Here is a 23,955-nt window from a genome sequence, read left to right as displayed (position 1 = left end):
TATGGAGCTTTGGATTTCAAGCCGGGCCACGTCTGCGAAAAGTGACCTAGCGGAATTGACAACAGGTGTGAGATATGCGGAAATTGGTCTGACCATTGTACCAATTGGATATCGACTTGAACGAACCCAGCCTTCCCCCGATCCAGGCGACCGCCCGCGACGACGCGGTGCTCAACGCGCTCGCCGACTTCGTCATGCAGGAAGAGCTGCAGCCGGGCGATCGGTTGCCGACGGAGCGCGTGCTGTCGGAACGTTTGAAGGTCAGCCGCACCACGGTGCGCGAGGCGCTGACGCGCTGGGAAGGCCTTGGCCTGGTCGAGCGCCTGCAAGGCAGCGGCACCTTTCTCAAGGCGGCGGTGTCGCGCGACATGCTGCATCTGCCCCTGACATTCGCCTCCGGCAACGACTTCGAAAGCCTGATGCACACGCTGGAAATCCGTCGCGGGCTGGAGGCGGAAGCCGCCGCCCTGTGCGCCCTACGTGCCGGTCCGACCGAACTTGCTCTCATCCGCCAGAAGCTCGAGGCGATGGAAGAAGCCTTCCACAGCCGCGCCGGCATGTCGTCGGACGAGGACTGGGATTTCCACCAGGCGATCTATCGCGTTTCGGGCAACCCGCTGTTCGAACAGATCATCTCGGCAATGCACGAGCTGTTCCACCGCTTCTGGGAGCACCCGCTTGGCGTGCGCGATTTCGGTCACGCCAGCTTTCCCTACCACCGCACGGTCTACGAACGGATTGCTGCGCGTGACGCCGAGGGTGCACGCACCGAAGCCTTGAAACTGATCGCCACCGTCGAGGCCGACTTGAGGCGCGGCGACGCCAATCTCAAACGCGCAGGCAACAAATGAGCAACGATTTCGAGCGCGATTTCATTGCCGAGGCGGCAACTTTGCTCGCCCATGACGAGCCCTTTCCCGGTGGCGCGGTGGTACCCCCGATCTACCAGACCTCGCTGTTCACCTTCGACAGCTATGCCGACATGGCCGATGTCTTCGCCGGCCGCAGCACCAAGCCGATCTATTCGCGCGGCAACAATCCGACCGTCATGGAGTTCGAAAGCAAGATCGCGGCCCTCGAAGGGGCCGAAGCGGCACGCGGCTTTTCCAGCGGCATGGCAGCGATCAGCTCGACGGTGCTGGCTTTCGTCGGTACAGGCCAGCGCATCGTTGCTGTGCGCAACTGTTATGGCGATGCCTACCGCCTGTTCGAGCGGCTGTTGCCGCATCTCGGCATCAAGGTCGACTATGTCGACGGCTCCGATCCCGATGCCGTTGCCGCGGCACTTCCAGGCGCGGCGATGCTTTATCTGGAAAGCCCGACCTCGATGATGTTCGAGCTCCAGGACCTCGAACTTCTGACCGCCATGGCGCGCGCGCAAGGCATCGTCAGCGTCATCGACAATTCCTGGGCGACGCCGCTGTTCCAGAAGCCGATCCTGCATGGCGTCGACCTCGTCATGCATTCGGCGTCCAAATATCTCGGCGGCCACAGCGACACTGTCGCCGGTGTCGTTGCCGGTTCAGCCGAACATATCCGCCGCATCAACGAGCGCACCTATCCTTATCTCGGCGCCAAGCTTTCGCCCTTCGAGGCCTGGCTTTTGTTGCGCGGCCTGCGCACCTTGCCGCTGCGCCTGCCGCACCACATGAAGAGCGCGCTAACCATCGCCGAGCGGCTGAAGGGCCACGCCCATGTCGAGCGCGTCAACCACCCCGCCTTTTCCAACCATCCGGGCAAGAAGACGCTCGCGGGTTATTCGGGCCTGTTCTCCTTCGAGGTAACCGAAGACATCGACGTGCCGGCCTTTACCGATGCGCTGAAATTGTTCCGCATCGGCGTCAGCTGGGGCGGGCATGAAAGCCTCGTGGTGCCCGCGCTCGCTTCGCTGCAGCAAACGCCGGATGCCAATTCCATCGGCCGGTTCGGGGTCAGCCCGCGAACCATCAGGCTGAATGTCGGGCTGGAAAATGTGGAGGATCTCTGGGCCGACGTCAGTCGGGCCTTTGAGGGTGCAAAAAGAAAATAGCTTCAAATCCAAGAATGGGAGTGACTGGAATGAAGAAATACAGCCTGTTGTTGGCGACGGCGCTTGGCCTCGCCCTTTCTGCCGGATCGGCACTGGCCGACTCGACAATCAAGATGGTCGAGGTCATCACCAGCCCGCCACGCACCGAATTCCTGAAGAAGCAGATCGCCCAGTTCGAAGCGGCCAATCCGGGCGTCAAGGTCGAGCTCGTCTCGCTGCCCTGGGGCCAGGCCTTCGAAAAATTCCTGACCATGGTGCAGGCCGGCGACACGCCTGATGTCGTCGAAATGCCGGAGCGCTGGCTCGCCCTTTACGGCGCGAACAACCAGCTCGAAGACCTCGGCCCCTACATGGCGAAGTGGAAAGACGCCGCCACGCTGGGCGAACGCGCCAAGGAGTTCGGCTCGGTCGTCGGCGGCAAGCAGTACACGATCCCCTACGGCTATTATCTGAAGGCGATGTTCTGGAACAAGAAGCTGTTCAAGCAAGCCGGCATCGACCATGCGCCGGCGACGCTCGACGAATTCGTCGACTCCGCCAAGAAGATCTCGGCCATTCCCGGCAAATATGGCTACTGCCTGCGCGGCGGGCCGGGCGCGATCTTCGGCATGAACATGTTCATGAACATCGCCAACGGCAAGGGCGGCTATTTCAACCCTGACGGCACCGCGATCATCAACGAGCCGGGCTCGGTCAAGGGCCTCCAGATGCTCGCCGATATCTACAAGAACGGCTATGCGCCGAAGGACGCCGTCAGCTGGGGCTTCAACGAAACCGTCACCGGTTTCTACTCCGGCACCTGCGCCATGCTCGACCAGGATCCGGACGCGCTGATCGGCATCGCCGAAAAGATGAAGGCGGACGACTTCGCGGTGGCGCCGGTTCCGGCCGGGCCCAGCGGCAAGTCGTTCCCGACGCTCGGCTATTCCGGCTGGTCGATGTTTGCCAATTCCAAAGTCAAGGACGACAGCTGGAAGCTGATGGAGACGCTGCTGTCGCCTCAGGGCAACCTCGAATGGGCCAAGATGGTTGGCGTGCTGCCGATCCACAATGGCGCTGACCAGGACGCCTATTTCAAGACCGAGCAGTTCAAGGGCTGGTTCGACGAGTTGAACGGCGGCGACAAATACGAGTTCGTGACGCCGCCAACCCATCTCGAAAACCTCGGCAACTTCGTCGACCAGATCGCCATCAAGGGCTTCCAGGAAGTGCTGCTCGCCAAGCGGCCGGCCAAGGAAGTGGCCGACGAATGGGCGGCATACCTGACCAAGGAACAGCAGGACTGGATGGCCAAGAACAAGAAGTAAGCGGCCTTGGCGGAGCAGCGATGTTCCGCCGACCACGCCCTTTTAGGGCTCCCTTGCTGCCCCCTCGCTCGACCGCGCAACGGTCATCCGGCATCGCCGCCAAGCCTCTTCTCCCCTTGCGGCGCGAGGCCGGGCAAGCGAGGGGGCGATTTTTTCGCCATGTCGAAAGTAGGTCGCCATGACCACAGCCGTCACCGAATTGAGAACACCCGGGAAGGCGCGGCGCGGACGCTCATCGCTGCCGGGCCTGGAACCCTGGCTCTATCTCAGCCCGGCGCTGATCCTGCTGGTCGCGGTGCTTCTGGTGCCTTTGATCGTCGGCATCAGCTACTCGTTCCGCAAATTTTCGGCGTTCAAGTCCGAGTTCGTCGGCCTTGGCCAGTATCAGGCGATGCTGCATGACCCGCTGCTCGGCCAGGCGCTGGTCAATACGCTGTGGTGGACTGTTGGCAGCCTGTTTTTCCAGTTTTTCCTCGGGCTTGGATTGGCGCTGTTGCTCGACCGTCCCTTTGTCGGCCGCAAGTTCGTTCAGGCTGTGGTGTTCCTGCCCTGGGCGGTACCGTCCTTCCTGTCGGGCCTGACCTGGGCCTGGCTGTTCAACCCCATCGTCGGGCCGTTGCCGCACTGGCTTTATGCGCTCGGCCTGCAGGCGGAGCCGACAAGCATCCTCTCCGACCCGGCCACCGCCATGTGGGGGCCGATCATCGCCAATGTCTGGTTCGGCATCCCCTTCTTCGCCATCACGCTGCTTGCCGCGCTCAAGTCGATCCCGTCCGAACTGCATGAGGCGGCCGCCATCGACGGCGCCTCGCCGTGGCAGCGCTTTTCCAAGGTGACGCTGCCTTTCCTTGCACCCACCATCGCCATCACGGTGATGCTGCGCACGATCTGGATCGCGACCTTCGCCGATTTGATCTTCGTCATGACCACCGGCGGCCCGGCCGGCGCCACCAACACGGTTGCCACCTACATCTATGTCAGCGCCTTCAAATCGCTCGACAAGGGCTACGCCTCGGCGGTCGCGGTGCTGCTGCTTGTGCTGCTCATCCTCTATGCTGTCGTGCTCATCGGCATCCGCCGCTCGCTTGCGAGGAATTCGTGATGATTGCCGGACGCTCCACTTCCTCGCGCGTTCTCGGTAGCATCGGCCTCTATGGTGCGATCAGCGCCTATGTGATCTTCGCGCTTTTTCCGATCTACTGGACGCTGAAAATCTCGGTCACGCCGGAGTCGCTGCTCTACTCGGAAGGCATCACCTGGTGGCCATCCGCCACGACCTTCGAGAACTATGTCACCGTGCTCAAGGCAACCGACTTCCCGCGCTATTTCTTCAACTCCGTACTGGTTTCGGTGACCACCGCCCTTTTGGTGACCGTCATCGCTTCCGGCGCCGGCTATGCGATGTCGCGCTTTTCGTTTCGCGGCAAGACCACGGTGGCGATCGCGCTGCTGCTGACCCAGACCTTTCCGCTGGTGATGGTCATTCCGCCGATCTATCGCATCATGGGCGAGCTTGGCCTCACCAACAGCCTGACCGGCCTGATCATCATCTACACCGCCTTCAACACAGCTTTTGCCACCTTCCTGATGCAATCCTTCTTCGACGGCATCCCGAAGGACCTTGAGGAGGCGGCGATGATCGACGGCTGCACGCGTTTTGAGGCGCTGCGCCGCGTCATCATTCCGCTGACGCTGCCCGGCATGGGCGCAACCCTCGGCTTCGTCTTCACCGCCGCCTGGAGCGAGCTTTTGTTCGCGCTGATGCTGATCTCCAGCGAAGGCCAGAAGACCTTCGCCGTCGGCCTGCTGACTTTCATCGGCAAGTTCGCCGTCGACTGGGGACAGATGATGGCGGCCTCTATCCTGGCGCTGATCCCCGTCTGCATCTTCTTCGCATTCCTGCAACGTTATCTCGTGACCGGCCTGACCGCCGGCGCCGTCAAAGGATAGGACCATGGCCTCGGTATCGCTCGACAAGGTCCAGAAGAACTACGGCACCCTCAACGTGCTTGAGGCGGTCGACCTGGAGATCGCGGATGGCGAGTTCGTGGTGCTGGTCGGCCCCTCCGGCTGCGGCAAGTCCACGCTGCTCAGGATGATCGCCGGGCTAGAGGAGATCTCGGCCGGCGAGATCCGCATCGGCGAACGCGTCGTCAACGATGTCGCCCCCAAGGACCGCGACATCGCCATGGTGTTCCAGTCCTACGCGCTCTATCCGCACATGGATGTCGCCGCCAATATGGGCTTCAGCCTGGCACTGCGGAAAACCGAAAAGCAGGCGATCGACACCCGCGTCGGCGGTGCTGCCAACCGCCTCGGTCTCAACACGCTGCTCGCCCGCCTGCCGCGCCAACTCTCCGGCGGCCAGCGCCAGCGCGTCGCCATGGGCCGTGCCATCGTGCGCGATCCCAAGGTCTTCCTGTTCGACGAACCGCTGTCCAATCTCGACGCCAAGTTGCGCGTTCACATGCGTACCGAGATCAAGGCGCTGCACCAGCAGCTCAAGACCACGTCGGTCTATGTCACCCATGACCAGACCGAGGCGATGACCATGGCCGACAGGATCGTCGTCATGCATGACGGCGTCGTCCAGCAGGTTGGCGCACCGCTCGATCTCTACGATCATCCGGTCAACACCTTCGTTGCCGGTTTCATCGGTTCACCGGGCATGAATTTCCTGCCGGCGACGGTCAAACGAACTGGCGATGTCGTCGCTGCAACCCTGGCTGACGGGCAGAAGCTGCCCGTGCTGGCGAGCCTGCCAGTGAGCGACGGCGACACGGTGACTATCGGGCTGCGCCCCGAGCACCTGCACGTCGCACCCGATGGCGACATATCGGCCGAAGTCTCGGTCGTCGAGCCGCTTGGGGTTTCGACGCAGTTCTATGCCCGGCTTGCCGGCCAGCAGATTTGCGTCTTTGCCATGGGCCGGGTCGCGGTCAAGCCGGGCGACATTGTCCGCCTGTCGGCAACGGCATCCGACCTGCATCTGTTCGACCCCGAAACCGGACGGCGGATCAACTAGATAGATCTGGTTCAGAGTTCTCTAACACCTCTGCGGTATGCGTCTGATCGAATGCAACCTGTGTTGCGTAGATCAGATCGACAAACAGAGATGAGTGAAGTCCGTCCCTTTACAGTTTCGGATGTTCCGGTGGTGGCGGAGATGTTTCAGCGCATCCTTCGCAAGACCAGGCAACCGGCGACAAGCTCTCTCGAAGCCTATTTGCAGGAGCTCTTTCTCGAAGCGCCCGACGCCCAGCCGGATATCACGTCGCTGATCCACAAGCGCGACGACGGAAGCGTTTCGGGATTTGTCGGCGTGCTGCCGCTCGCGCTCGAATTCGACGGCAAGCCTTTGCGCGGCGCCCTGTGCGGAACGATGATGGTCGACCGGCACAAGGAGGATCCTTTTGCCGGCGCGCGCCTGTTGCGCGCCTTTTTTGCCGGCCCGCAGGATATTTCGCTGACCGAAACAGCCAACGATGTCTCGACCGCCATGTGGCGCAAGATGGGCACGACAGTGCTGCCGGATTACAGCCTCGAATGGATCCGCGTCATTCGTCCGGCGGGCTTCATGGTGGAACTCGCCGCGGCCGGCATTAGTGCCGCGCGCGTCTTTTCCCCCTTGGCTCGGCCGATCGATGCCCTGATCCGCCGGCGCGCCACCGATGGCGAAGCGCACTGGTCGCATTTCACGCCGGCTCCGAAAAGCAACCTTGTCGATGCTGACCTGGCTGAAGACGAGATGGTCGACCTCATGCCCAAACTCACCGCGCATTACGCGCTGCGCCCGACGTGGCAGCGCGACACGCTCGCGCGCAGCATCGTTCATGCGCGACGCAAGGCCAATTACGGCCAAGATGTGCGCCGTGTCGTGCGCACGGGCAGCGGCCATCCGGTCGGGCTCTATGTCTACTACGGCGACAGCGGGCGCATCGGCCGCGCCATCCAGACGATGGCTCTGCCCGGCCAGGAGGGCGCTGTCATCGACAACATGATCGCCCACGCTGCATCGAACGGGCTTGTGGCGCTGCGCGGCCGCACGCAGCCGGCCTTGCTCAATGCGATGCTCGGACGACGATTTGCCTTCGTCCACGCCTCGTCAAGCATCGTGCATGCGCGTGATCCCGCGCTGGTCCAGCCATTTCTCCAAGGCAAGGCCTTCTTCAACGGATTTGCCGGCGAGTCATGGTGCAGATTGATGGGGGATGCGTTTGACTGACGATCCAGCCGGGGTTGCCACCTGATGTGCGGGATAGCTGGCTACTATGGGCCTGCGGTCGGCACGGATGGTGCACGCGCGCTGCTTCGAGGCATGACGGGCGCGCTGCGGCATCGCGGCCCTGACGATGCGGGTCTTTATGTCGGCAAGGCTGCCGGTCTTGGGCACAGGCGCCTTTCGGTCGTCGGCATCGCTGACGGACATCAGCCGATGGCGAGCGGCGATGGGCGTGTCCACATCAGCTACAATGGCGAGATCTTCAACTACCTCGAGTTGCGCGACGCGATGAAGCAGCGCGGGCGCGTTTTCAAGACGTCGTCCGACACCGAAGTCATTCTCCAACTCTACGAGGAGATGGGACCGGAGTGTGTCTCGCTCCTCAATGGCGATTTCGCCTTCGCGATCTGGGACGAGCGCCGCAACCGCATGATGCTGGCCCGCGACCGGATGGGTGTGCGGCCGCTCTTCCATACATGGCACAACGGCACCTTGTTCTTTGCCTCCGAGGTGAAGGCATTGTTGCAGGTGCCGGGCGTCGTCGCACGGATCGATCCCGTCGCGCTGGACCAGATTTTCACCTTGTGGGCGCCGATCGCGCCCCGCACGGCGTTCGCAGGCATATCGCAACTGCCACCCGCTCACATGATGCTGATCGAGGGCGGCCAGGCGACAAGCAGGCCCTACTGGCATCTTGAGTTCCCAGACCATGACGACCCAGGCGACGACCGCTCTGAGGCAATGCTTGCCGAGGAATTGCTGGCGCTTCTCGATGACGCAACACGCATCCGGCTGCGTGCCGATGTTCCTGTTGGTTCATACCTGTCGGGCGGCATAGACTCCTCGTTGATCGCGGCCATGGCTGCGAAAAAGGTTCCGCAGAGCTTGCGCACCTTTTCCGTCACTTTCACCGATGCCGACTACGACGAGAGCGCCTATCAGGCTCAAATGGTCGACATGCTCGGCACGGCCCACACCTCGGTCGCCTACCGCGCCAGCGACACGGCCAGCCTGTTTCCGGAGATCGTCAACAGCACCGAGCAGCCTATCCTGCGCACCGCGCCGGCGCCGCTCTATCGCTTGGCCCACCATGTTCGCGAGCAGGGCATCAAGGTGGTGCTGACAGGCGAAGGTGCTGACGAAATCCTTGCCGGCTACGATCTTTTCGCCGAAGCCCGCGTGCGGCGTTTCTGCGGTCGCCAGCCCCATTCGCGCATCAGGCCGCATCTGTTCCGCAAGCTTTATCCCTATCTGCCGGCCCTGCGGCAGCAGACGCCGGAATATCTCGCCGCGTTCTTCGGTGCCGGCATCGATGCCACCGATGATCCGCTGTTTTCGCACCGGCCGAGGCTGCGCAGCACGGCGGCGACCAAGATGTTTTTCTCCGACGATCTGCGCGCGACCCTGGGCGGCTACGATGCCGCCGAAGAGCTGGCTTCAAGCCTGCCGGCTGCGTTCATCAGGTGGCACCCGCTGCATCAGGCGCAATACATCGAAACGACGCAGCTTTTGCCCGGCTACATCCTGTCCAGCCAGGGCGACCGGATGGCGATGGCGCATGGCGTCGAGACCCGCTTCCCGTTCCTCGATCACAGGCTGGTGGAATTCTCCGCACGCATTCCGCCAAGGTTCAAGCTGAGGGGCCTTTCGGGCAAACACCTGCTGAAGATGGCAGCACGCGGTCTCGTGCCCGAGACCATCATCAAGCGCCCCAAGCAACCCTATCGGGCACCCGAGAGCGTGTCCTTCGCCGGAGCCGGCGGCTACGTCAGCGAACGCCTGTCGTCCGCCGCACTTGCCGATGCCGGCCTGTTCAACCCACGCTCGACCGGCAAGCTGGTCGAAAAATGCCTGAACAAGCAAGCCGCCGGCTTTCGCGACAACGCGGCATTCGTCGGCGTGCTGTCGACGCAGCTCTGGGTCGACCGCTTTGCCGGCAAACAGTCTGCGGTTTCGGAAGACGCCGCCATCCTGACGTGAACCCCTGGAACAACACCATGACTGAACCCACCAATGCCGAAATCCGCAGCTTCATCATCGACAATTTTCTGTTTGGCGACGAAAGCACCCCGCTCACCGACGACATGTCGCTTATCGACAACGATCTGATCGACTCGACTGGCATTCTCGAGCTCGTCGCATTCCTGGAGCAGCGTTTCGCCGTCCCGGTCGCCGATGCCGACATTGTTCCAGCCAATCTCGATTCCATCGCCAGGATCAGCGCCTTTGTCGGAGGCCGTCTCGGCCAGGCCGCGACCGTGCAGTCGGCATAAGGCTCGGGATAGGCCATTCGCCATGCGCGTTGAGGAATTCCTGCGCGAAAGCGCGCGCAAGTACCCCGCCAAGACAGCACTTGTCGCGGGCGCGCGCAGGTTGAGCTACGCCGTGCTCGACGATCTGTCGGATCGTCTGGCCTCGGCGCTGCACATCAATGGCATCGTACGTGACGACCGCGTGCTGGTGTTCATGGACAACTGTCCTGAAGCGGTGATCTCGATCTTTGCCGTGCTCAAGGCCGGCGCGGTCGTGGTACCCGTCAATTCTTCCGTGAAGGCTGAGCGCCTGAGCTATCTGATGCGCAACTGTCGCGCGCGCGGAATTCTGACGCTGGCGCGGCTTCAGGGCGTCGCTACCGAGGCCGCGAGCGGCGCGCCGGATCTCGGTTTGATCGTGGTGTCTGGGGCCGAGGAAGCCGCCTTGGGAGAGGCGCTGTCTTTCGAGGCCTGCCTTGAAAAGGCGCCTGCTCCACCCGCTCATGGTGGCATCGATATCGACCTGGCGATGCTGATCTACACGTCCGGCTCCACCGGAGAGCCCAAGGGCGTCATGATGAGCCATCGCAATGTCGAGGCGGCGGCTTCATCGATCGCGACCTATCTGGCTTCAGGCCCCAGCGACATCGTCCTCAGCGCCTTGCCACTGGCTTTCAACTACGGTTTCTACCAGCTGATCGTGACGGTTCGCAGCGGCGGCACGCTTGTTCTCGAAAAGTCCTTTGCCTATCCCTACGCCGTGCTTGAGGTGATGCGCGCTGAGCGGGCGACAATTCTGCCGCTGGTACCGACCATGGCCGCGATGCTGTTGCAGATGAAGGACCTCGGGCCGGCAACGCTGCCTGACTTGCGTACCATTACGAGCGCCGCCGCTCCCTTGCCGCCCGACCATATCGGCCGGCTGCAAGCCTTGTTTCCGGCCGCCCGAATTTTTTCGATGTACGGCCAGACCGAATGTGCCCGCTGCACCTATATGCCGCCTGAGGAGCTTTCCAGGCGGCCTGAATCGGTCGGCATCGCCATTCCAGGTACAGAACTGTTCATCGTCGACGAAGACGGCGTTGTCACTGAGCCGGGAATGGCAGGCGAACTCGTGGTTCGTGGCCCGCATGTGATGCAGGGCTATTGGGAGAACGAGCAAGCCACCGCTCGCGCGCTTCGGCCTAGCCGTCACGCCTGGGGGAAGGTGCTGTACACCGGCGACCTATTCAGGCGCGATGAGGAAGGGTTTTTCTACTTCATCGCCCGCAAGGACGACATCATCAAGTCGCGCGGCGAAAAAGTGCCTCCGAGACAGGTGGAGGCGGTGCTTCACGATTGCCCGGGTGTCGCGGAGGCCCTGGTTGTCGGCATCGCCGATCCGGTCCTGGGCCAGGCGATCCATGCCGTGGTGGTGCCTTCGAACCCTGCCCTGACACAGCGCGACGTGCTGCGCTTTTGCAGCCAGCGGCTCGAAGATTTCATGGTCCCGAAGACGGTGGAATTCCGCGCCAGCCTGCCCAAGACCGACAGTGGAAAGCCGAGCCGACGTCTGGCGGCGGCGATGATGGAGACCAAATGATGCGTGTTGCGAATGATCGAGAGACAAGCGGACCGTTCTCGATGGCCGCGCTCGATATCGACTGCGCGGCCGAAGCCAACAGGATCGCCACAGCCATGCGCGAACAGCTGCGCCACGGCCTGAGGCGGCGCGGTTATGTGCTTGGCCTGTCGGGTGGGATCGATTCCAGTGTCTGCGCCGCCCTCGCTGTCCGGGCGCTTGGCGCAGCGAACGTGTTTTGCATTTTCATGCCCGAGCACGATTCCGATCCTGAAAGCCTGCGGCTCGGCCGCGCGGTGGCGGCGACATACGGCATCGAGGCCGTCGTTGAGGATATCGGCCCGACGCTTGAGGCCATGCGCTGTTATGAGCGCCGCGATGCCTGCATCCGCGAGGTGGTGCCTGATTTCGGCCCCGGCTGGACATCCAAGATCGTCTTTGGCAACGCGCTGACGACGGGTGGCTACAATATTTCCTCGCTCGTCGTGCGCTCGCCCGACGGCAAGACCGAAAAGCACCGCCTGCAGGCCCCCGCCTATCTCGGCATCGTCGCGGCCACGAACATGAAGCAGCGCACGCGCAAGCAGATGGAATATTACCACGCCGACCGCCTGAACTACGCGGTGATCGGCACGCCCAACCGGTTGGAATACGATCAGGGTTTCTTCGTCAAGAATGGCGATGGCGCTGCCGACATCAAGCCGATCGCGCATCTCTACAAGTCCCAGGTCTATCAGTTGGCCGCCCATCTCGGCGTGCCCTTGGAAATTAGGCAAAGGCCGCCGACGACCGACACCTATTCGCTCCCGCAGACGCAAGAGGAGTTCTATTTCGCCGTACCCTACGCCCAGATGGACCTGTGCCTCTATGGCCTCAACAATGGATGGAGCACTGCTCACACCGCAAGGGCAGTTTCAATGACCGATGAGCAGGTAACCTCGATCTGGCAGGACATCGCCGCCAAGCGAAAGGCGGCGCGCTATCTTCATCAGCAACCGCTTCTGGTCGAAGCGTGACCAACGCTGCTGGCTCCGCTTACGATCATGGCGGCAGCTTTCGGCGGCTTCATCACATTCCAGCTTATCGAGCGGCCTTTGGCCGGTAACTGGTCTACCTACGCAAGGATTTGGGGCTTTCGCCATGGTTGCGGAGGGCACCCTAAATGAAGACGCCGGGATGATAGCTGTGTGCCTACGCCATAAGGTGGCCTGCCTACTTCCTTTGGATGCGCAGGGCATCTCGTGCCGTACTCGCCAGGATGCCAACAATGCGCACAAGCATCGCTGGTCATGCCGAAAGGACAATGCGGGAGGCGTATCCAGCGGGTAATGGTGCCGTGCCTGCGCTTGCGGCGTTGCACCTCCACGTTGCTTACATGTTGTGCAATGATCTGCTAGCTTTGGGGGCTAGGGACATCGCTGTGCCGGGCGGACGCGTGATGTTCCTGCGTAGAGGAGGATACCACATGTGCGACTTGGTCGATCACGATGTGCTGGGCCCCAAGCAATACGCAATTCTTTTGGAAGTTTATGAATCTGCTCGCCGGATAGAAGCCAAGCTTCCGCGCACGCACATTGCGAGCATCGCAGCCCGGCGGCTGATTGCGGCATTCGACGGCAAGGCCGACGGTGTCGGCATCGACCTGCGGCATGTCACGCCGCAAGGTACCGCGTAAGCGCAAAGTCGCATTTCCGGCCTGCCTGCGCCCGCGCACGACCCGAAAATCGAAAGCGATTTTCGGGGAGAATTTCGTGCGCCAGTCCAGGTGCAACGGCGTCCGTCGCGCGTCCTGCCGGTCGCCGCGCTGGAGCCGATACTCACGTTCCGGTTGTGTGTTGTGGCTTGCCCTGGCAATTGCCAAGGGAGGAGGCGCGATAGGAGAGCCGCTGGGCGGTGGGGCTGGGGTGGCGACTCCCCTATCCTGTCGCGTGCAATAACACGATCAGACCGCGTGATGAGCAAGCGCGCCTCCACGCAGGCAAGGGGAGTTTCCGGCTTGTAGACCCAAACGGTCAATGGCGCATTGGTGGTAGAGGGGGGCCGCCGATAAGCCCCATGGACATCCACTTGCGCATGATATCAGATGACATGCTGGATACTAAGTATCTACGGGGTGAATTTGCCTGGCATAAGCCCGTCAGGCTGTAAGCATGCTATGAAATACGGGGACTCAATTCACGACAAATCCAAAATGTCGGAGCGTTGCAGCATCCATGTCACGCGTTCATAGTAAAATCTATGTCTGATCACACATTGCTGAAATTCATGCAGTCGTCCCCAATAGGGGTGACTATTGCAGTCGAAGACAGGATAGCAGAATTCCTGGAGGTGACTCCAAGGATTTACCCAGCCAGCTCCGTTGTAAGCCACCAGGGTGACAGCAATACACGGCTTTTCATCATTGCGTCTGGATGGTCTTGCGTCTCCCGTCACCTTTCGAACGGCAGCCGGCAGATCATCGACACGCCGCTCAGGGGGGACATCCTCGGCTTCCCCCAATTTGATGGCGGCGGCATCAATTCGCTCAGCTGCGTGTCCGAAGTGGCGCTGTATGAGATACCGGGGCAGAGCTTCAGGAAAGCGCTCGACCAGAATGCGACGTTGAGCGTGCTTTTTGCGCGGATGGCCGCGCGGCAGCATGCGATCACCGTCGAGCGGCTGACCAGCGTCTGCCGGCGTAGCGCCCTGGAACGAACGGCCCACTACCTGCTCGAATTGGGCGAAAGGCTGGGGTCGGGAGACCACGATTACGACTGCCCGCTGACACAGCACGATCTCGCCGATGCGCTCGGCCTCACGCAGATCCATGTCAACCGGACATTGCGCGAGTTGCGCGAAAGGGACCTGGTTTCCTTCCGGGCTGGCTCCGTCGAGTTCCTCAATCGCCCCAAGCTGGTGAAGCTGGCTGGCTTCGACAGGGCCTACCTTCAGTACAATTGGCCCGCCGTTTTGCAGAAAACCGCCAGTTCACGGCAGCCGCCTGCGTCGCGACCCGCGGCCCTCTGACGGCGCCTCTCCAGCACATCGGCCGGGTACACGCAAATGCCTAAATTGGATGATCTCCACCACCTTAGGTTATATTAACCTATGTTAATGAAAAAAGAACTAGTTGAGTTATCGTAACACGTTGTTCGGTCATTTGGGTGAAGGCTGACAATCTGAAACAGAACCGAAAGACGCTATAGGTAAATACAAGCGTCTATAGATGTATGAAAGGCAAAAAGCGAACTAAATCGGGTCTCATGGGGTGTGCGGATCGCTAACAAATGTGATCTTTGTGCAGAAAGGGCGGGTATTTCTATGGATTCCATCTTTGGAGAGCATGGGAAGAGTTCAACTTTACCCAGTGCTAGGAGCAGTGTGGACGTGTCGCGGCCAGGTGTTGACGTTGATCAACACCCGCACGATCGTCTTCTTATCATCGACAACCGTGCGCTTGATCGCGAATGTCTTGCCAGGGCCTTGGTCTATCATGACCTTGGCATGGAGGTTTCCGCGCTGGCGTCGGTCGAAGAGTGGCGAAAGCAAAAGGACCTGCATCCTTCGCTGGCAGCTATCCTTCTCAATCTCGGCGGGAAGAGAATAACCGACGCCAATGTCGCCGGCGAGATTTCTCGGCTTACCGCCGAATTCAAGTCGGTTCCGGTCGTTATTCTGGCCGATACCGACGAACTCAAGCAGATCATGAAAGCGCTGGAGTGCGGCGCGCGCGGCTATATCCCGACGACCGTCGGGGTCGACGTTTGCGTGGAAGCGCTCGGTCTTGCGATTGCCGGTGGCATCTTCATTCCGGCAAGCAGCCTGCTTGCCATGCGCCACCTTATCGACTCGAGCGGCCAGGAGGCGCGTCCGCTGGCCGGAATGTTCACGCTTCGCCAGGTCGAAGTGGTGCAGGCGTTGCGCCGCGGCAAGGCCAACAAGATCATCGCCTATGAACTCAAGCTGCGCGAGAGCACGGTGAAGGTGCATATTCGCAACATCATGAAAAAGCTGAAGGCCACCAACCGTACCGAGGTTGCCTACAAGCTCAACGACCTGTTTCCCGGCGACGTATAGCCCCCGAACGGCGCCGATGTAACCACCCCGCAAGGCAACGACAGCCTTGCGGGCAAACCTTCCTGAAAACGCAGACCGGCAGCGCAGCCTATAAGGCTGCGCTTGCCCGCGCCTACTCCGATTTGGGGCAGGCATGGGAGACCGTGTCTTCACTTCATGGCGGACAGCATCCGGCAGCCTGACTGCCTACCCCCATTGGACGATGAGCGGTCGTCTTATTGGGGACGCTCTGTCTGCCAGCGAAAATGTACACTTCCAGACATCGACGCATGTAACCCGGATGGCCGCGATGACCGAGCATTTCCGACGTTTCGAAAAATCAGACAGGCTGCGGCATCGCGCCCACCAGCTGATACCGGGCGGCAGCCACACCTATGCCAAGGGCGACGACCAGTACCCGTTGCTGGCACCCGGCTTCATCGAGCGCGGCCTGGGCTGCCATGTCTGGGATGTCGACGGCAACAAATACATCGAATACGGCATGGGCAACCGCGCGGTTGGGCTTGGCCACGCCTATCCCACTGTGCTGCACGCCGTCGAAAAAGCGCTTGCCGACGGTAGCAATTATACACGCCCGGCACGCATCGAAGTCGACTGCGCGGAAGCATTCCTCGATCTCTTTCCCGCAGCCGACATGGTGAAATTCTGCAAGGACGGATCGGATGCGACCTCTGGCGCCGTCCGACTGGCTCGCGCCTATACCGGCCGCGATCTGGTCGCCTGCTGCGCCGACCAACCGTTCTTTTCGACCGACGACTGGTTCATCGGCACGACCGCAATGAATGCCGGCATACCGCAAGCCGTGCGGCAGCTCACCGTCACCTTTCGCTACAACGACATCGCAAGCGTCAAACACCTGTTTGCGAGCAACAAAGGCAAGATCGCGGCACTCGTTCTCGAAGCCGCCCGGACGGAAGAACCACAGGGCAATTACCTGAACGAGGTTCATCGGCTGTGCCGCGAAAACGGAGCGCTGCTGATCCTGGACGAAATGATCACCGGCTTCCGCTGGAACGCCGGTGGCGCGCAGGCCGAATATGGCATCGAGCCCGACCTGTCATGTTTCGGCAAAGCCATGGCAAACGGGTTCTCGGTCTCGGCGCTTGCCGGAAAACGCGAATATATGCGCCTCGGCGGGCTGGATCACACCGACCGTCCGCGCGTGTTTTTGCTGTCGACAACGCACGGAGCTGAAACGCACGCGCTCGCCGCGGCCATCGCGACGCTGAGGGTCTACCAGAACGAACCGGTGATCGAGCACCTTTACCGGCAGGGCCGTATCCTCAGGGACGGCTTCGAGGACGCTGCGCGACGGCATGGCCTGAGCGATTTCGTCAAGGTCGTTGGCCGTCCAAGCTGCCTTGCCTACCAGACGCTCGACCAGCAAGGGCAGCCGTCGCAGGCGTTTCGTTCGCTGTTTTTGCAAGAGACGATCAGACGCGGCGTACTCATGCCGTCTTTGGTGCTCGGCTACATGCATGATGAGGTGGCAATTGCCGAGACCGTCGAGGCGGTCGACGGCGCGCTGGCGGTCTACGCCAGGGCGATGGAAGACGGCGTTGAAAGGCACCTTGTGGGCCGGCCGTCGCAGCAGGTGTTCAGGGCGTTCAACCAGCCGCAGGAAAACGATCTCAATCGCGTCATTGCCCGCCTGGCGTAAGCAACGTCTGGGCCGGTGCATCGAACGCACGCATTTTCGACAGTGAAAACGAGGGACGAGATGAAAGTTCTGGTAACAGGCCATCAAGGCTACATCGGCTCGGTCATGGTGCCGATGCTGCTCAAGGCAGGCCACACAGTCACCGGCTATGACAGCGACCTGTACCAGCGCTGTACCTATGCTCCAGGTGGTAGCCCTGCCCCGGTGCCGTCGATCCGCAAGGACATCCGCGACGTCGAAGCCGGCGATCTCGAGGGTTTCGATGCCGTCATCCACCTCGCAGCACTTTCGAATGATCCGCTCGGCAATCTCGACCCGGACCTGACCTACGACATCAACCATAGGGCCAGCGTTCGGTTCGCGCAGGCCGCCAAGGCTGCCGGCGTCAGCCGCTTTCTCTATGCCTCGTCATGCAGCAATTACGGCCTGGCTGGCGATGGCCTTGTCGATGAAACCGGCGAGCTCAATCCGGTCACGCCTTACGGCTGGTCGAAGGTGATGTCGGAGCGCGACATTTCCAAACTGGCGGGCGCCAGCTTCTCGCCGACCTATTTCCGTCCCGCGACAGCCTACGGGCTTTCGCCGCGGCTGCGTTTCGACATCGTGCTCAACAATCTTGTCGCCTGGGCCGTCACCGAGGGCGTCATCCTGCTCAAATCCGACGGCAGCCCGTGGCGGCCGATCGTGCATATCGAGGATATTTCCCGCGCCTTCATCGCGGGCCTCGAAGCGCCGCGCGAGGCCGTCCACAACGAAGCATTCAATGTCGGCCAGACCAGGCACAATTACCGTATCCGCGACATCGCGGCGATTGTCGCCGAGGTGGTGCCCGGTTGCCGGCTGGAGTTCGCCGCCGATGCAGGGCCGGACAAGCGCTCCTACCAAGTCAGTTTCGAAAAGATCGCGCGCGTGCTGCCGGCCTTCAAGCCGCAGTGGGACGCGCGGAGGGGGGCGGAGCAGCTCTTCGCCGCCTATACGAGCGCGGATCTGACGCTCGAAGAGTTCGAAGGCCCGCGCTTCCAGCGTATCGGGCACATCAAGCATCTCATCGCCAACGGACTGATAGACAATAACATGCGGCTACTGACGATGGCGGATACGCCAGCCGGGTCGATAGCCGCTGAGTAGATCGGTTCGGCCATGGAGCATCCAGGTTCCACCGTCTCCGGCTTGTCCACCGACAAGATTGGCGAGACAATCTACGCACTTGCCGAAAGGCTTTATCCGATCTGCCGGAGCATCACCGGAGACGGCGTGCGCGAGACGCTGGCGATCCTGGCCGAGACTGTGCCGCTTGACGTGCACGAGGTCGCGACCGGCACGCCGGCTTTCGACTGGACCATCCCCAGGGAATGGAACATTCGCGGCGCGACGATCAAGGGCATGGATGGTGCCACTGTCGTCGACTTCGCCGACCACAACCTGCACGTGTTGAACTACAGCATGCCGTTTTGCGGAACGGTCTCGCTGGAGGAGCTGAAGCGTCATGTCTACACGCTTCCCGACCAGCCGGACCTGATCCCTTACCGCACGTCCTACTACGCGGAGAACTGGGGCTTCTGCATGTCCCACAACAGCCTGGCCGAGCTGCCCGACGGAGACTACCAGGTGGAGATCGATGCCGAGTTCAAGGACGGCAGCCTCAGCTATGGCGAATATCTGCATCGCGGAGAAAGCGAGCGCGAATTCCTGCTGTCCGCCCATATCTGCCATCCGTCGCTCGCCAATGACAACTGCTCGGGTCTGGCACTGCTTGCCTGTCTTGCGAGCCAACTCCGCGCGCGCAAGACGCGCTACAGCTACCGCTTCCTGTTTGCGCCGGGCACCATCGGTTCGCTTGCCTGGCTGTCGCGCAACGAAGACGTGACGCAACGCATCGACCATGGGCTGGTCGTCTCCTGCGTCGGTGATGGCGGCGGGCCAACCTACAAGCGCAGCCGCCGTGGCAACGCCTACATCGATCGGGCGATGTCGCATGTGCTCGGTCATCGCGAAAAGGCAGCGACCCTGCTCGACTTTTCACCTTACGGCTATGACGAGCGGCAGTTTTGCTCGCCCGGCTTCAACCTGCCCGTGGGCCTGTTCCAGCGCAGCGCCTTTGGCACCTTTCCCGAGTACCACACCTCGGCCGACAATCTCGATTTCATCAAGCCAGGCCATCTGGCCGAATCCTGGCGCATCATCATGGACGTTATCGAGATCGTCGAAGGCGACTGGACGCCGGTCAGCCTGAACCAGAAGGGCGAGCCCCAACTCGGACGCCGAGGCCTTTACGCGGCCCTTGGCGGCGACAAGTCGACCGGGCTGAGTTCGATGAGCCTGCTTTGGGTGCTGAACCTCGCCGACGGTCAACACTCGTTGCTCGGCATGGCCGAGCGGTCGGGCCTGTCGTTCAAGGAGATCGCGGGCGCGGCCCAGCTGCTGCGCATCCATGGCCTTCTGGCAGAGATCTAGCCGTACAGGCGACCTGTCAGCATTGGCCAGTTGCGATCACGCTCGGACATCGCGGTAGGCGCCCAAGGCCATTGGATGCCGAAGGCCGGGTCGTCATATCTGACGCCCACCGAAGCCAGCGGCATGTAAAACTCCGAGATCATGTAGGACACCACCGCATCGTCGGTGAGCGTTTGAAAACCGTGGGCGAAGCCGGTTGGAACATAGACCTGCCGCCTGTTCGCCGGGGTCAACTCAAAGCCCACCCATTTGAAACGGGTGGATGATGTGGGTCGCATGTCGACGATGACGTCGTAAATAGCCCCCTGGATGCAGGAAATCAGCTTCACCTCGGCGTGCGGCGCAATCTGGAAATGCATGCCGCGCAGCGTGCCTTTTTGCACGGAATGCGACTGGCTGTTTTGAACGAAGCGCGTGGCAAGGCCCCTTTCACCGAACTCTCTTTCGCAAAAGGTCCGCATGAAGCTTCCACGCTCGTCGGTGATCGGCTCTGGCTCGACAAGCCATGCACCATGCAGTTCGGTCTCGACAAATCGCACGGCTTTGCTTGCCTTTCGCGGGAGTTCTGATGCGAGATTCTTTTCTTCGGCGGTGAAACACGGAAGCGCCTCCTAAGAGGTATGCCCCATCACCCGATGGATCGATGGCATGAGGCGGTGCGTACCCATTCGGGACGAGGCTTAGCCCTTCCTGCTTCAGGCACCGCCTTTTGACGCCGCGTTCTACGGCTCGACCGCCCGATCGGATGACACCTCCCATCGTAAGGGCAAATCGAAGCGGCCAAGCAGTGCCCGTATTCTGTCGATGGGCAAACTGAAAGTGCAGCTCCAGTTGACGCGGCTCGCACGATCTTGGGGAGCGTATCTATGAACATACAAAAACTTGACGCCGTCAGGGATGTAACAGCGAGACATCCTTATTTGGCACCGGGCTGCCGTCTCTGCGGCGCCCGTCTCAGCCACACCTTCGTCGACCTCGGAATGTCGCCGCCCTGCGAGAGTTATCTCCGGGCGGATGAGGTCGACCAGATGGAAGCCTATTTTCCGCTCAAGGTCCTCGTCTGCGACACCTGCTATCTGGTGCAGCTCAAGGAATATATGAGCCCCGAGTCGATCTTCAGCGAATACGCCTACTTCTCATCCTACTCGACAAGTTGGGTGGCCCACGCCAAGCAATATTGCGAGGCGATCACCGCGCGTCTCAAGCTCGGCAAAGACAGCCTCGCCGTCGAGCTCGCCAGCAATGACGGCTATCTGCTGCAGCACTTCCTGCCGCTTGGCGTACCCGTACTCGGGGTGGAGCCGGCCGCCAATGTGGCGCGCGCCGCCGTCGAAAAAGGCATCCCGACCCAGGTCGACTTTTTCGGCGAGCGCCTGGCCACCGAGATGGTGGCTGACGGTGCCGCAGACTTGATCATCGGCAACAATGTCCTGGCCCAGGTGCCCGATCTCAACGACTTCGTCGCCGGCATGAAGATCCTGCTCAAGCCGGAAGGCACCATCACGCTGGAGTTCCCGCATGTCGAGCGGCTGATCGCCGAAAACCAGTTCGACACGATCTACCACGAGCATTTTTCCTACTTCTCGGCTGTGACTATCGACATGATGGCGGCACGCCACGGGCTCAAGCTTGTCGATGTCGAGGAGCTTTCGACCCACGGCGGATCGCTGCGCGTCTATCTCGCGCATGAAGACAGCATCCAGCCGGTATCGGTTCGCGTCGGCGAGATCATCGCCCGCGAGCGGCTGCACGGCCTGACCAACATGTCGACCTATGCCTCCTTCGGGCATAAGGCCGCCATGGCCAAGCGTGACCTTTTGGCATTCCTGATTTCGGCCAAGAATGAAGGCAAGCGCATCTGCGGCTACGGCGCGCCCGGCAAGGGCAATACATTGCTCAACTACTGCGGCATCGGGCCGGATTTCCTCGACTTCACCGTCGACCGCAATCCCTACAAGCATGGGCGCTTCACCCCAGGCATGCATATCCCGATCCGCCCGGTCGCGGCCATCGACGACGCCAAGCCCGATTACATCTTGATCCTGCCGTGGAACCTCAAGGACGAGATCATCCGGCAAATGTCGCATGTCTCGGCCTGGGGCGCGAAATTCGTCGTTCCCATCCCCTATGTCACCATCATCGATCCCGCGGAGCTATGAAGATGAAGGTCGTCCTGTTTTGTGGCGGGCGCGGAACCCGCATCCGGGAATATTCCGAGGGCATTCCAAAGCCGATGATACCGCTCGGCCAGCAGCCAATCATGCGCCACGTCATGCAGTGGTACAGCGACTATGGGCACGACGAATTCGTGCTGTGTCTGGGCTACAAGGCCAATGTCATCAAGGATTTTTTCCTGAATTCGCGGCCCCAGACATTTGCCGACTGCGTCGTCTCAGGCGGCGGCAAGGACATCCAGCTGCTCGACGAGAGCACCAAGGACTGGCGCGTCACGCTGCTCGATACCGGCATCTGGCGCAACATCGGCGAGCGCCTGTGGGCGGCAAAGGACCAGGTGAAGAACGACAAGATGTTCCTCGCCAACTACGCCGACGGGCTGACCGATGTCGACCTCAACGACATGATCGCCAAGTTCGAAGCCAGCAACATGTATGGCTGCTTCCTCGCCGTGCGAGCGCCCCTCACCTACCACCTGGCCGATATCGACGAGACCGGCCGCGTGCGCTCGTTCAAGACGACCGACACGTCCGAAATCTGGATCAATGGCGGCTATTTCATCTTCCGGCCCGAGATCTTCGACTACATGGAAGAAGGCGAGGAATTGGTGCTCGAGCCATTTAGCCGGCTCATCGCCGACAACAAGCTGATGGCCTATAAGCACCAGGGCTTCTGGCGCTCGATGGATACCTTGCGCGACTGGCAATCCCTGGAAGATATGGTCGAGCATGGCGACATGCCGTGGAACGCCGCCATACGAGCCGAGCGCGCCAGGCGGAACGTCATCAAGGCCGCCTCATGAAGAGTCTGAGCCTCGCGCGAAGCGGCGAGCAGCTTTCGGTTCTGTGCCTTGGCGCGCATGCCGACGATATCGAAATCGGCGCGGGCGGCACGCTCCTGAGCCTGGTCGCCGCCGGCGTGCAACTCAGCGTGCACTGGTGCGTGTTGAGCGCTGCCGGCCAGCGTGCCCCGGAGGCGGAGGGGTCGGCCCGGGCTTTCCTGAAGGAAGCAAGGGAACAGCGTATCGAGGTCGCCGGGTTCGAAGACAGCTATTTTCCCGAGCAGCGGCGGGCGATCAAGCAATGGCTCATCGACTTGAGGGCGCGCACTGCTCCCGACGTCGTGTTTACCCACACCCGCAAGGACGCCCACCAGGACCACCGCGAGGTCAACCAGCTGACCTGGAACATCTTTCGCGATCATCTTGTGCTCGAATACGAAATTCCGAAGTGGGACGGCGATCTTGGCCAGCCCAATTTTTACGTGCCGCTGACAAGTGCTGTGATGGAGCGCAAGATTTCCCTGCTGCACGAGCATTTCGGAACGCAGCGCTCGAAGGACTGGTTCGACAAGGAGACCTTTCAAGGCCTCGCCCGCCTGCGCGGCATGGAGTGTCGGGCGCCCGAGTTCTACGCCGAGGGCTTCGTCTTGAGGAAGGCGCGCCTGCTGTAGCGATCAACCGCCTGCGCGCCAGAAGTCTGTTCAACAAAGAACAATTCAGACAACCTCGAATTTCCACAGAAAACCGAGAAGGTTTACTGTGTTGCGGCTGGATTCTATGGTCTACTTGTAACGGTTTCTATAATCGTCTAACAATTGCCATCTAGTGTATGAGTGCGTTTTCTACCCTGTGCGCTTTTTGTGAGCACGGCATGCATTTTTAGGTCAAGTTTTACCGCAGGGGAATGAGGGGCTGCTCGCATGAGCAATGTTACGTCGCCTCACGGCGAAGAACTGCAAGATTTTGCCTTTTTGAATGTCAAGCTAGGAACAGTCGACGGAGGGGAACACGGACTCCTGGTGATGAAATCGGACCAGCTTGTAGCTGTTCTGACGCAGGTCGATGAAGAACAATACGCGGTAAAGAGCGGCTGGTTTCTGGAAACAGGCTACGGTCGCCTGGGCGGTTGCCATCGAATGTTTGAAACGCTGCAGGAAGCGACAAGCTGGATCGCCGGACATTTTCCCGCTGAAAAGCGAGTGGCAGTAGAAAGCTGAGAGGCATTCCAGCTGGTAAGAGCATGATCCCGAACCGAGTAGCGAAATGTCGGGACCGGTGTTGTCGGGAGAAGGTCGCGCTCTAGAGCATTTCAGGTTTTGACGGAAGCATATCCGGCATTGCGGAAGTAGTTGGCGCATTCGGCGGGTTCGATCGAGGGGACGAGGGTGCCGATGTGTCGCCATGTCTCCTCGATGGTTCGCTTCTGCGCCTGTCGCATCCAGTGCTTTATCTTGGCGA

The 23,955-nt window shown here is 61.1% G+C and carries 22 protein-coding genes and 1 pseudogene; 21 read left to right on the top strand and 2 right to left on the bottom strand.

What is annotated here, in order from left to right:
- Positions 1-116 precede the first annotated feature (116 nt).
- The 17 genes from AC1RTB_RS24820 to AC1RTB_RS24740 all read left to right on the top strand — a co-directional run bounded on the left by AC1RTB_RS24820 (position 117) and on the right by AC1RTB_RS24740 (position 19,541).
- Complete coding sequence (locus AC1RTB_RS24820; RefSeq protein WP_492879178.1) at positions 117-851, top strand: FadR/GntR family transcriptional regulator; 735 nt, start codon at positions 117-119, stop codon at positions 849-851.
- Positions 848-2,029 (top strand): PLP-dependent transferase, encoded by a 1,182-nt coding sequence (locus AC1RTB_RS24815; protein WP_492879180.1) that lies wholly within the window; start codon positions 848-850, stop codon positions 2,027-2,029. The genes AC1RTB_RS24820 and AC1RTB_RS24815 overlap by 4 nt, the downstream gene beginning before the upstream one ends.
- Before the next feature lie 29 nt (positions 2,030-2,058).
- Complete coding sequence (locus AC1RTB_RS24810; RefSeq protein WP_492879181.1) at positions 2,059-3,336, top strand: ABC transporter substrate-binding protein; 1,278 nt, start codon at positions 2,059-2,061, stop codon at positions 3,334-3,336.
- 178 nt (positions 3,337-3,514) lie between these two features.
- Positions 3,515-4,438: a carbohydrate ABC transporter permease gene (locus AC1RTB_RS24805; RefSeq protein ID WP_492879183.1), complete on the top strand. Its 924-nt coding sequence runs from the start codon at positions 3,515-3,517 to the stop codon at positions 4,436-4,438.
- On the top strand, positions 4,438-5,286 hold the full coding sequence (locus AC1RTB_RS24800; protein ID WP_492879185.1) for a carbohydrate ABC transporter permease: 849 nt from the start codon (positions 4,438-4,440) through the stop codon (positions 5,284-5,286). Before AC1RTB_RS24805 ends, AC1RTB_RS24800 begins: the two co-directional genes overlap by 1 nt.
- Before the next feature lie 4 nt (positions 5,287-5,290).
- The gene (locus AC1RTB_RS24795) at positions 5,291-6,361 is read left to right on the top strand and encodes an ABC transporter ATP-binding protein (protein WP_492879186.1); all 1,071 of its coding nucleotides are present in this window, start codon (positions 5,291-5,293) and stop codon (positions 6,359-6,361) included.
- Positions 6,362-6,451: 90 nt separating this feature from the next.
- A complete protein-coding gene (locus tag AC1RTB_RS24790; RefSeq protein WP_492879188.1) occupies positions 6,452-7,561 on the top strand; it encodes a hypothetical protein in 1,110 nt (369 codons plus the stop codon).
- Between the two features lie 24 nt (positions 7,562-7,585).
- Entirely contained in the window at positions 7,586-9,538 is a 1,953-nt protein-coding gene (asnB, locus tag AC1RTB_RS24785) for an asparagine synthase (glutamine-hydrolyzing) (protein WP_492879190.1), read from the top strand.
- A gap of 17 nt (positions 9,539-9,555) precedes the next feature.
- Positions 9,556-9,831, top strand: a complete 276-nt coding sequence (locus AC1RTB_RS24780) for an acyl carrier protein (protein WP_492879192.1) — start codon at positions 9,556-9,558, stop codon at positions 9,829-9,831.
- A 22-nt stretch (positions 9,832-9,853) separates the two neighbouring features.
- Positions 9,854-11,392 carry a class I adenylate-forming enzyme family protein gene (locus tag AC1RTB_RS24775; RefSeq protein WP_492879194.1) on the top strand — a complete coding sequence of 513 codons (1,539 nt, stop codon included), beginning with the start codon at positions 9,854-9,856 and terminating at the stop codon, positions 11,390-11,392.
- Positions 11,392-12,387 carry an NAD(+) synthase gene (nadE, locus tag AC1RTB_RS24770; protein ID WP_492879196.1) on the top strand — a complete coding sequence of 332 codons (996 nt, stop codon included), beginning with the start codon at positions 11,392-11,394 and terminating at the stop codon, positions 12,385-12,387. Before AC1RTB_RS24775 ends, nadE begins: the two co-directional genes overlap by 1 nt.
- Positions 12,388-12,638: 251 nt before the next feature.
- The gene (locus AC1RTB_RS24765; protein ID WP_492879198.1) at positions 12,639-13,046 is read left to right on the top strand and encodes a hypothetical protein; all 408 of its coding nucleotides are present in this window, start codon (positions 12,639-12,641) and stop codon (positions 13,044-13,046) included.
- A 578-nt stretch (positions 13,047-13,624) separates the two neighbouring features.
- On the top strand, positions 13,625-14,377 hold the full coding sequence (locus tag AC1RTB_RS24760) for a Crp/Fnr family transcriptional regulator (RefSeq protein ID WP_492879200.1): 753 nt from the start codon (positions 13,625-13,627) through the stop codon (positions 14,375-14,377).
- Positions 14,378-14,671: 294 nt separating this feature from the next.
- On the top strand, positions 14,672-15,427 hold the full coding sequence (locus AC1RTB_RS24755; RefSeq protein WP_492879202.1) for a response regulator transcription factor: 756 nt from the start codon (positions 14,672-14,674) through the stop codon (positions 15,425-15,427).
- 289 nt (positions 15,428-15,716) lie between these two features.
- Positions 15,717-17,087 (top strand): glutamate-1-semialdehyde 2,1-aminomutase, encoded by a 1,371-nt coding sequence (locus AC1RTB_RS24750; protein ID WP_492879204.1) that lies wholly within the window; start codon positions 15,717-15,719, stop codon positions 17,085-17,087.
- A 60-nt stretch (positions 17,088-17,147) separates the two neighbouring features.
- Entirely contained in the window at positions 17,148-18,215 is a 1,068-nt protein-coding gene (locus AC1RTB_RS24745; RefSeq protein ID WP_492879206.1) for an NAD-dependent epimerase/dehydratase family protein, read from the top strand.
- 12 nt (positions 18,216-18,227) lie between these two features.
- Positions 18,228-19,541, top strand: coding sequence for a DUF4910 domain-containing protein (locus AC1RTB_RS24740; protein ID WP_492879208.1), 1,314 nt, complete (start codon positions 18,228-18,230; stop codon positions 19,539-19,541).
- On the opposite strand, the gene rfbC is transcribed toward AC1RTB_RS24740, so the two are convergent.
- Positions 19,538-20,080 carry a dTDP-4-dehydrorhamnose 3,5-epimerase gene (rfbC, locus tag AC1RTB_RS24735; protein WP_492879210.1) on the bottom strand — a complete coding sequence of 181 codons (543 nt, stop codon included), beginning with the start codon at positions 20,078-20,080 and terminating at the stop codon, positions 19,538-19,540. The two genes, AC1RTB_RS24740 and rfbC, sit on opposite strands and share 4 nt — an antisense overlap.
- A gap of 327 nt (positions 20,081-20,407) precedes the next feature.
- On the opposite strand from rfbC, the gene AC1RTB_RS24730 reads away from it, so the two are divergent.
- The 4 genes from AC1RTB_RS24730 to AC1RTB_RS24715 all read left to right on the top strand — a co-directional run bounded on the left by AC1RTB_RS24730 (position 20,408) and on the right by AC1RTB_RS24715 (position 23,714).
- Positions 20,408-21,700: a methyltransferase domain-containing protein gene (locus tag AC1RTB_RS24730; RefSeq protein WP_492879211.1), complete on the top strand. Its 1,293-nt coding sequence runs from the start codon at positions 20,408-20,410 to the stop codon at positions 21,698-21,700.
- 2 nt (positions 21,701-21,702) lie between these two features.
- Positions 21,703-22,518: a sugar phosphate nucleotidyltransferase gene (locus AC1RTB_RS24725; RefSeq protein ID WP_492879213.1), complete on the top strand. Its 816-nt coding sequence runs from the start codon at positions 21,703-21,705 to the stop codon at positions 22,516-22,518.
- Positions 22,515-23,168: a PIG-L deacetylase family protein gene (locus AC1RTB_RS24720; protein ID WP_492879214.1), complete on the top strand. Its 654-nt coding sequence runs from the start codon at positions 22,515-22,517 to the stop codon at positions 23,166-23,168. Before AC1RTB_RS24725 ends, AC1RTB_RS24720 begins: the two co-directional genes overlap by 4 nt.
- A 249-nt stretch (positions 23,169-23,417) precedes the next feature.
- On the top strand, positions 23,418-23,714 hold the full coding sequence (locus AC1RTB_RS24715) for a hypothetical protein (RefSeq protein WP_492879216.1): 297 nt from the start codon (positions 23,418-23,420) through the stop codon (positions 23,712-23,714).
- A gap of 92 nt (positions 23,715-23,806) precedes the next feature.
- Here AC1RTB_RS24715 and AC1RTB_RS24710 read toward each other — a convergent pair.
- Positions 23,807-23,955 (bottom strand): annotated as a pseudogene (locus AC1RTB_RS24710) (IS630 family transposase); the annotation flags it as partial.

Source organism: Aminobacter sp. GW821-FHT11F06 (assembly GCF_058808215.1).
The sequence above is the reverse complement of the archived record's forward strand: the minus strand, read 5'-3'. Positions and strand labels throughout refer to the sequence as shown.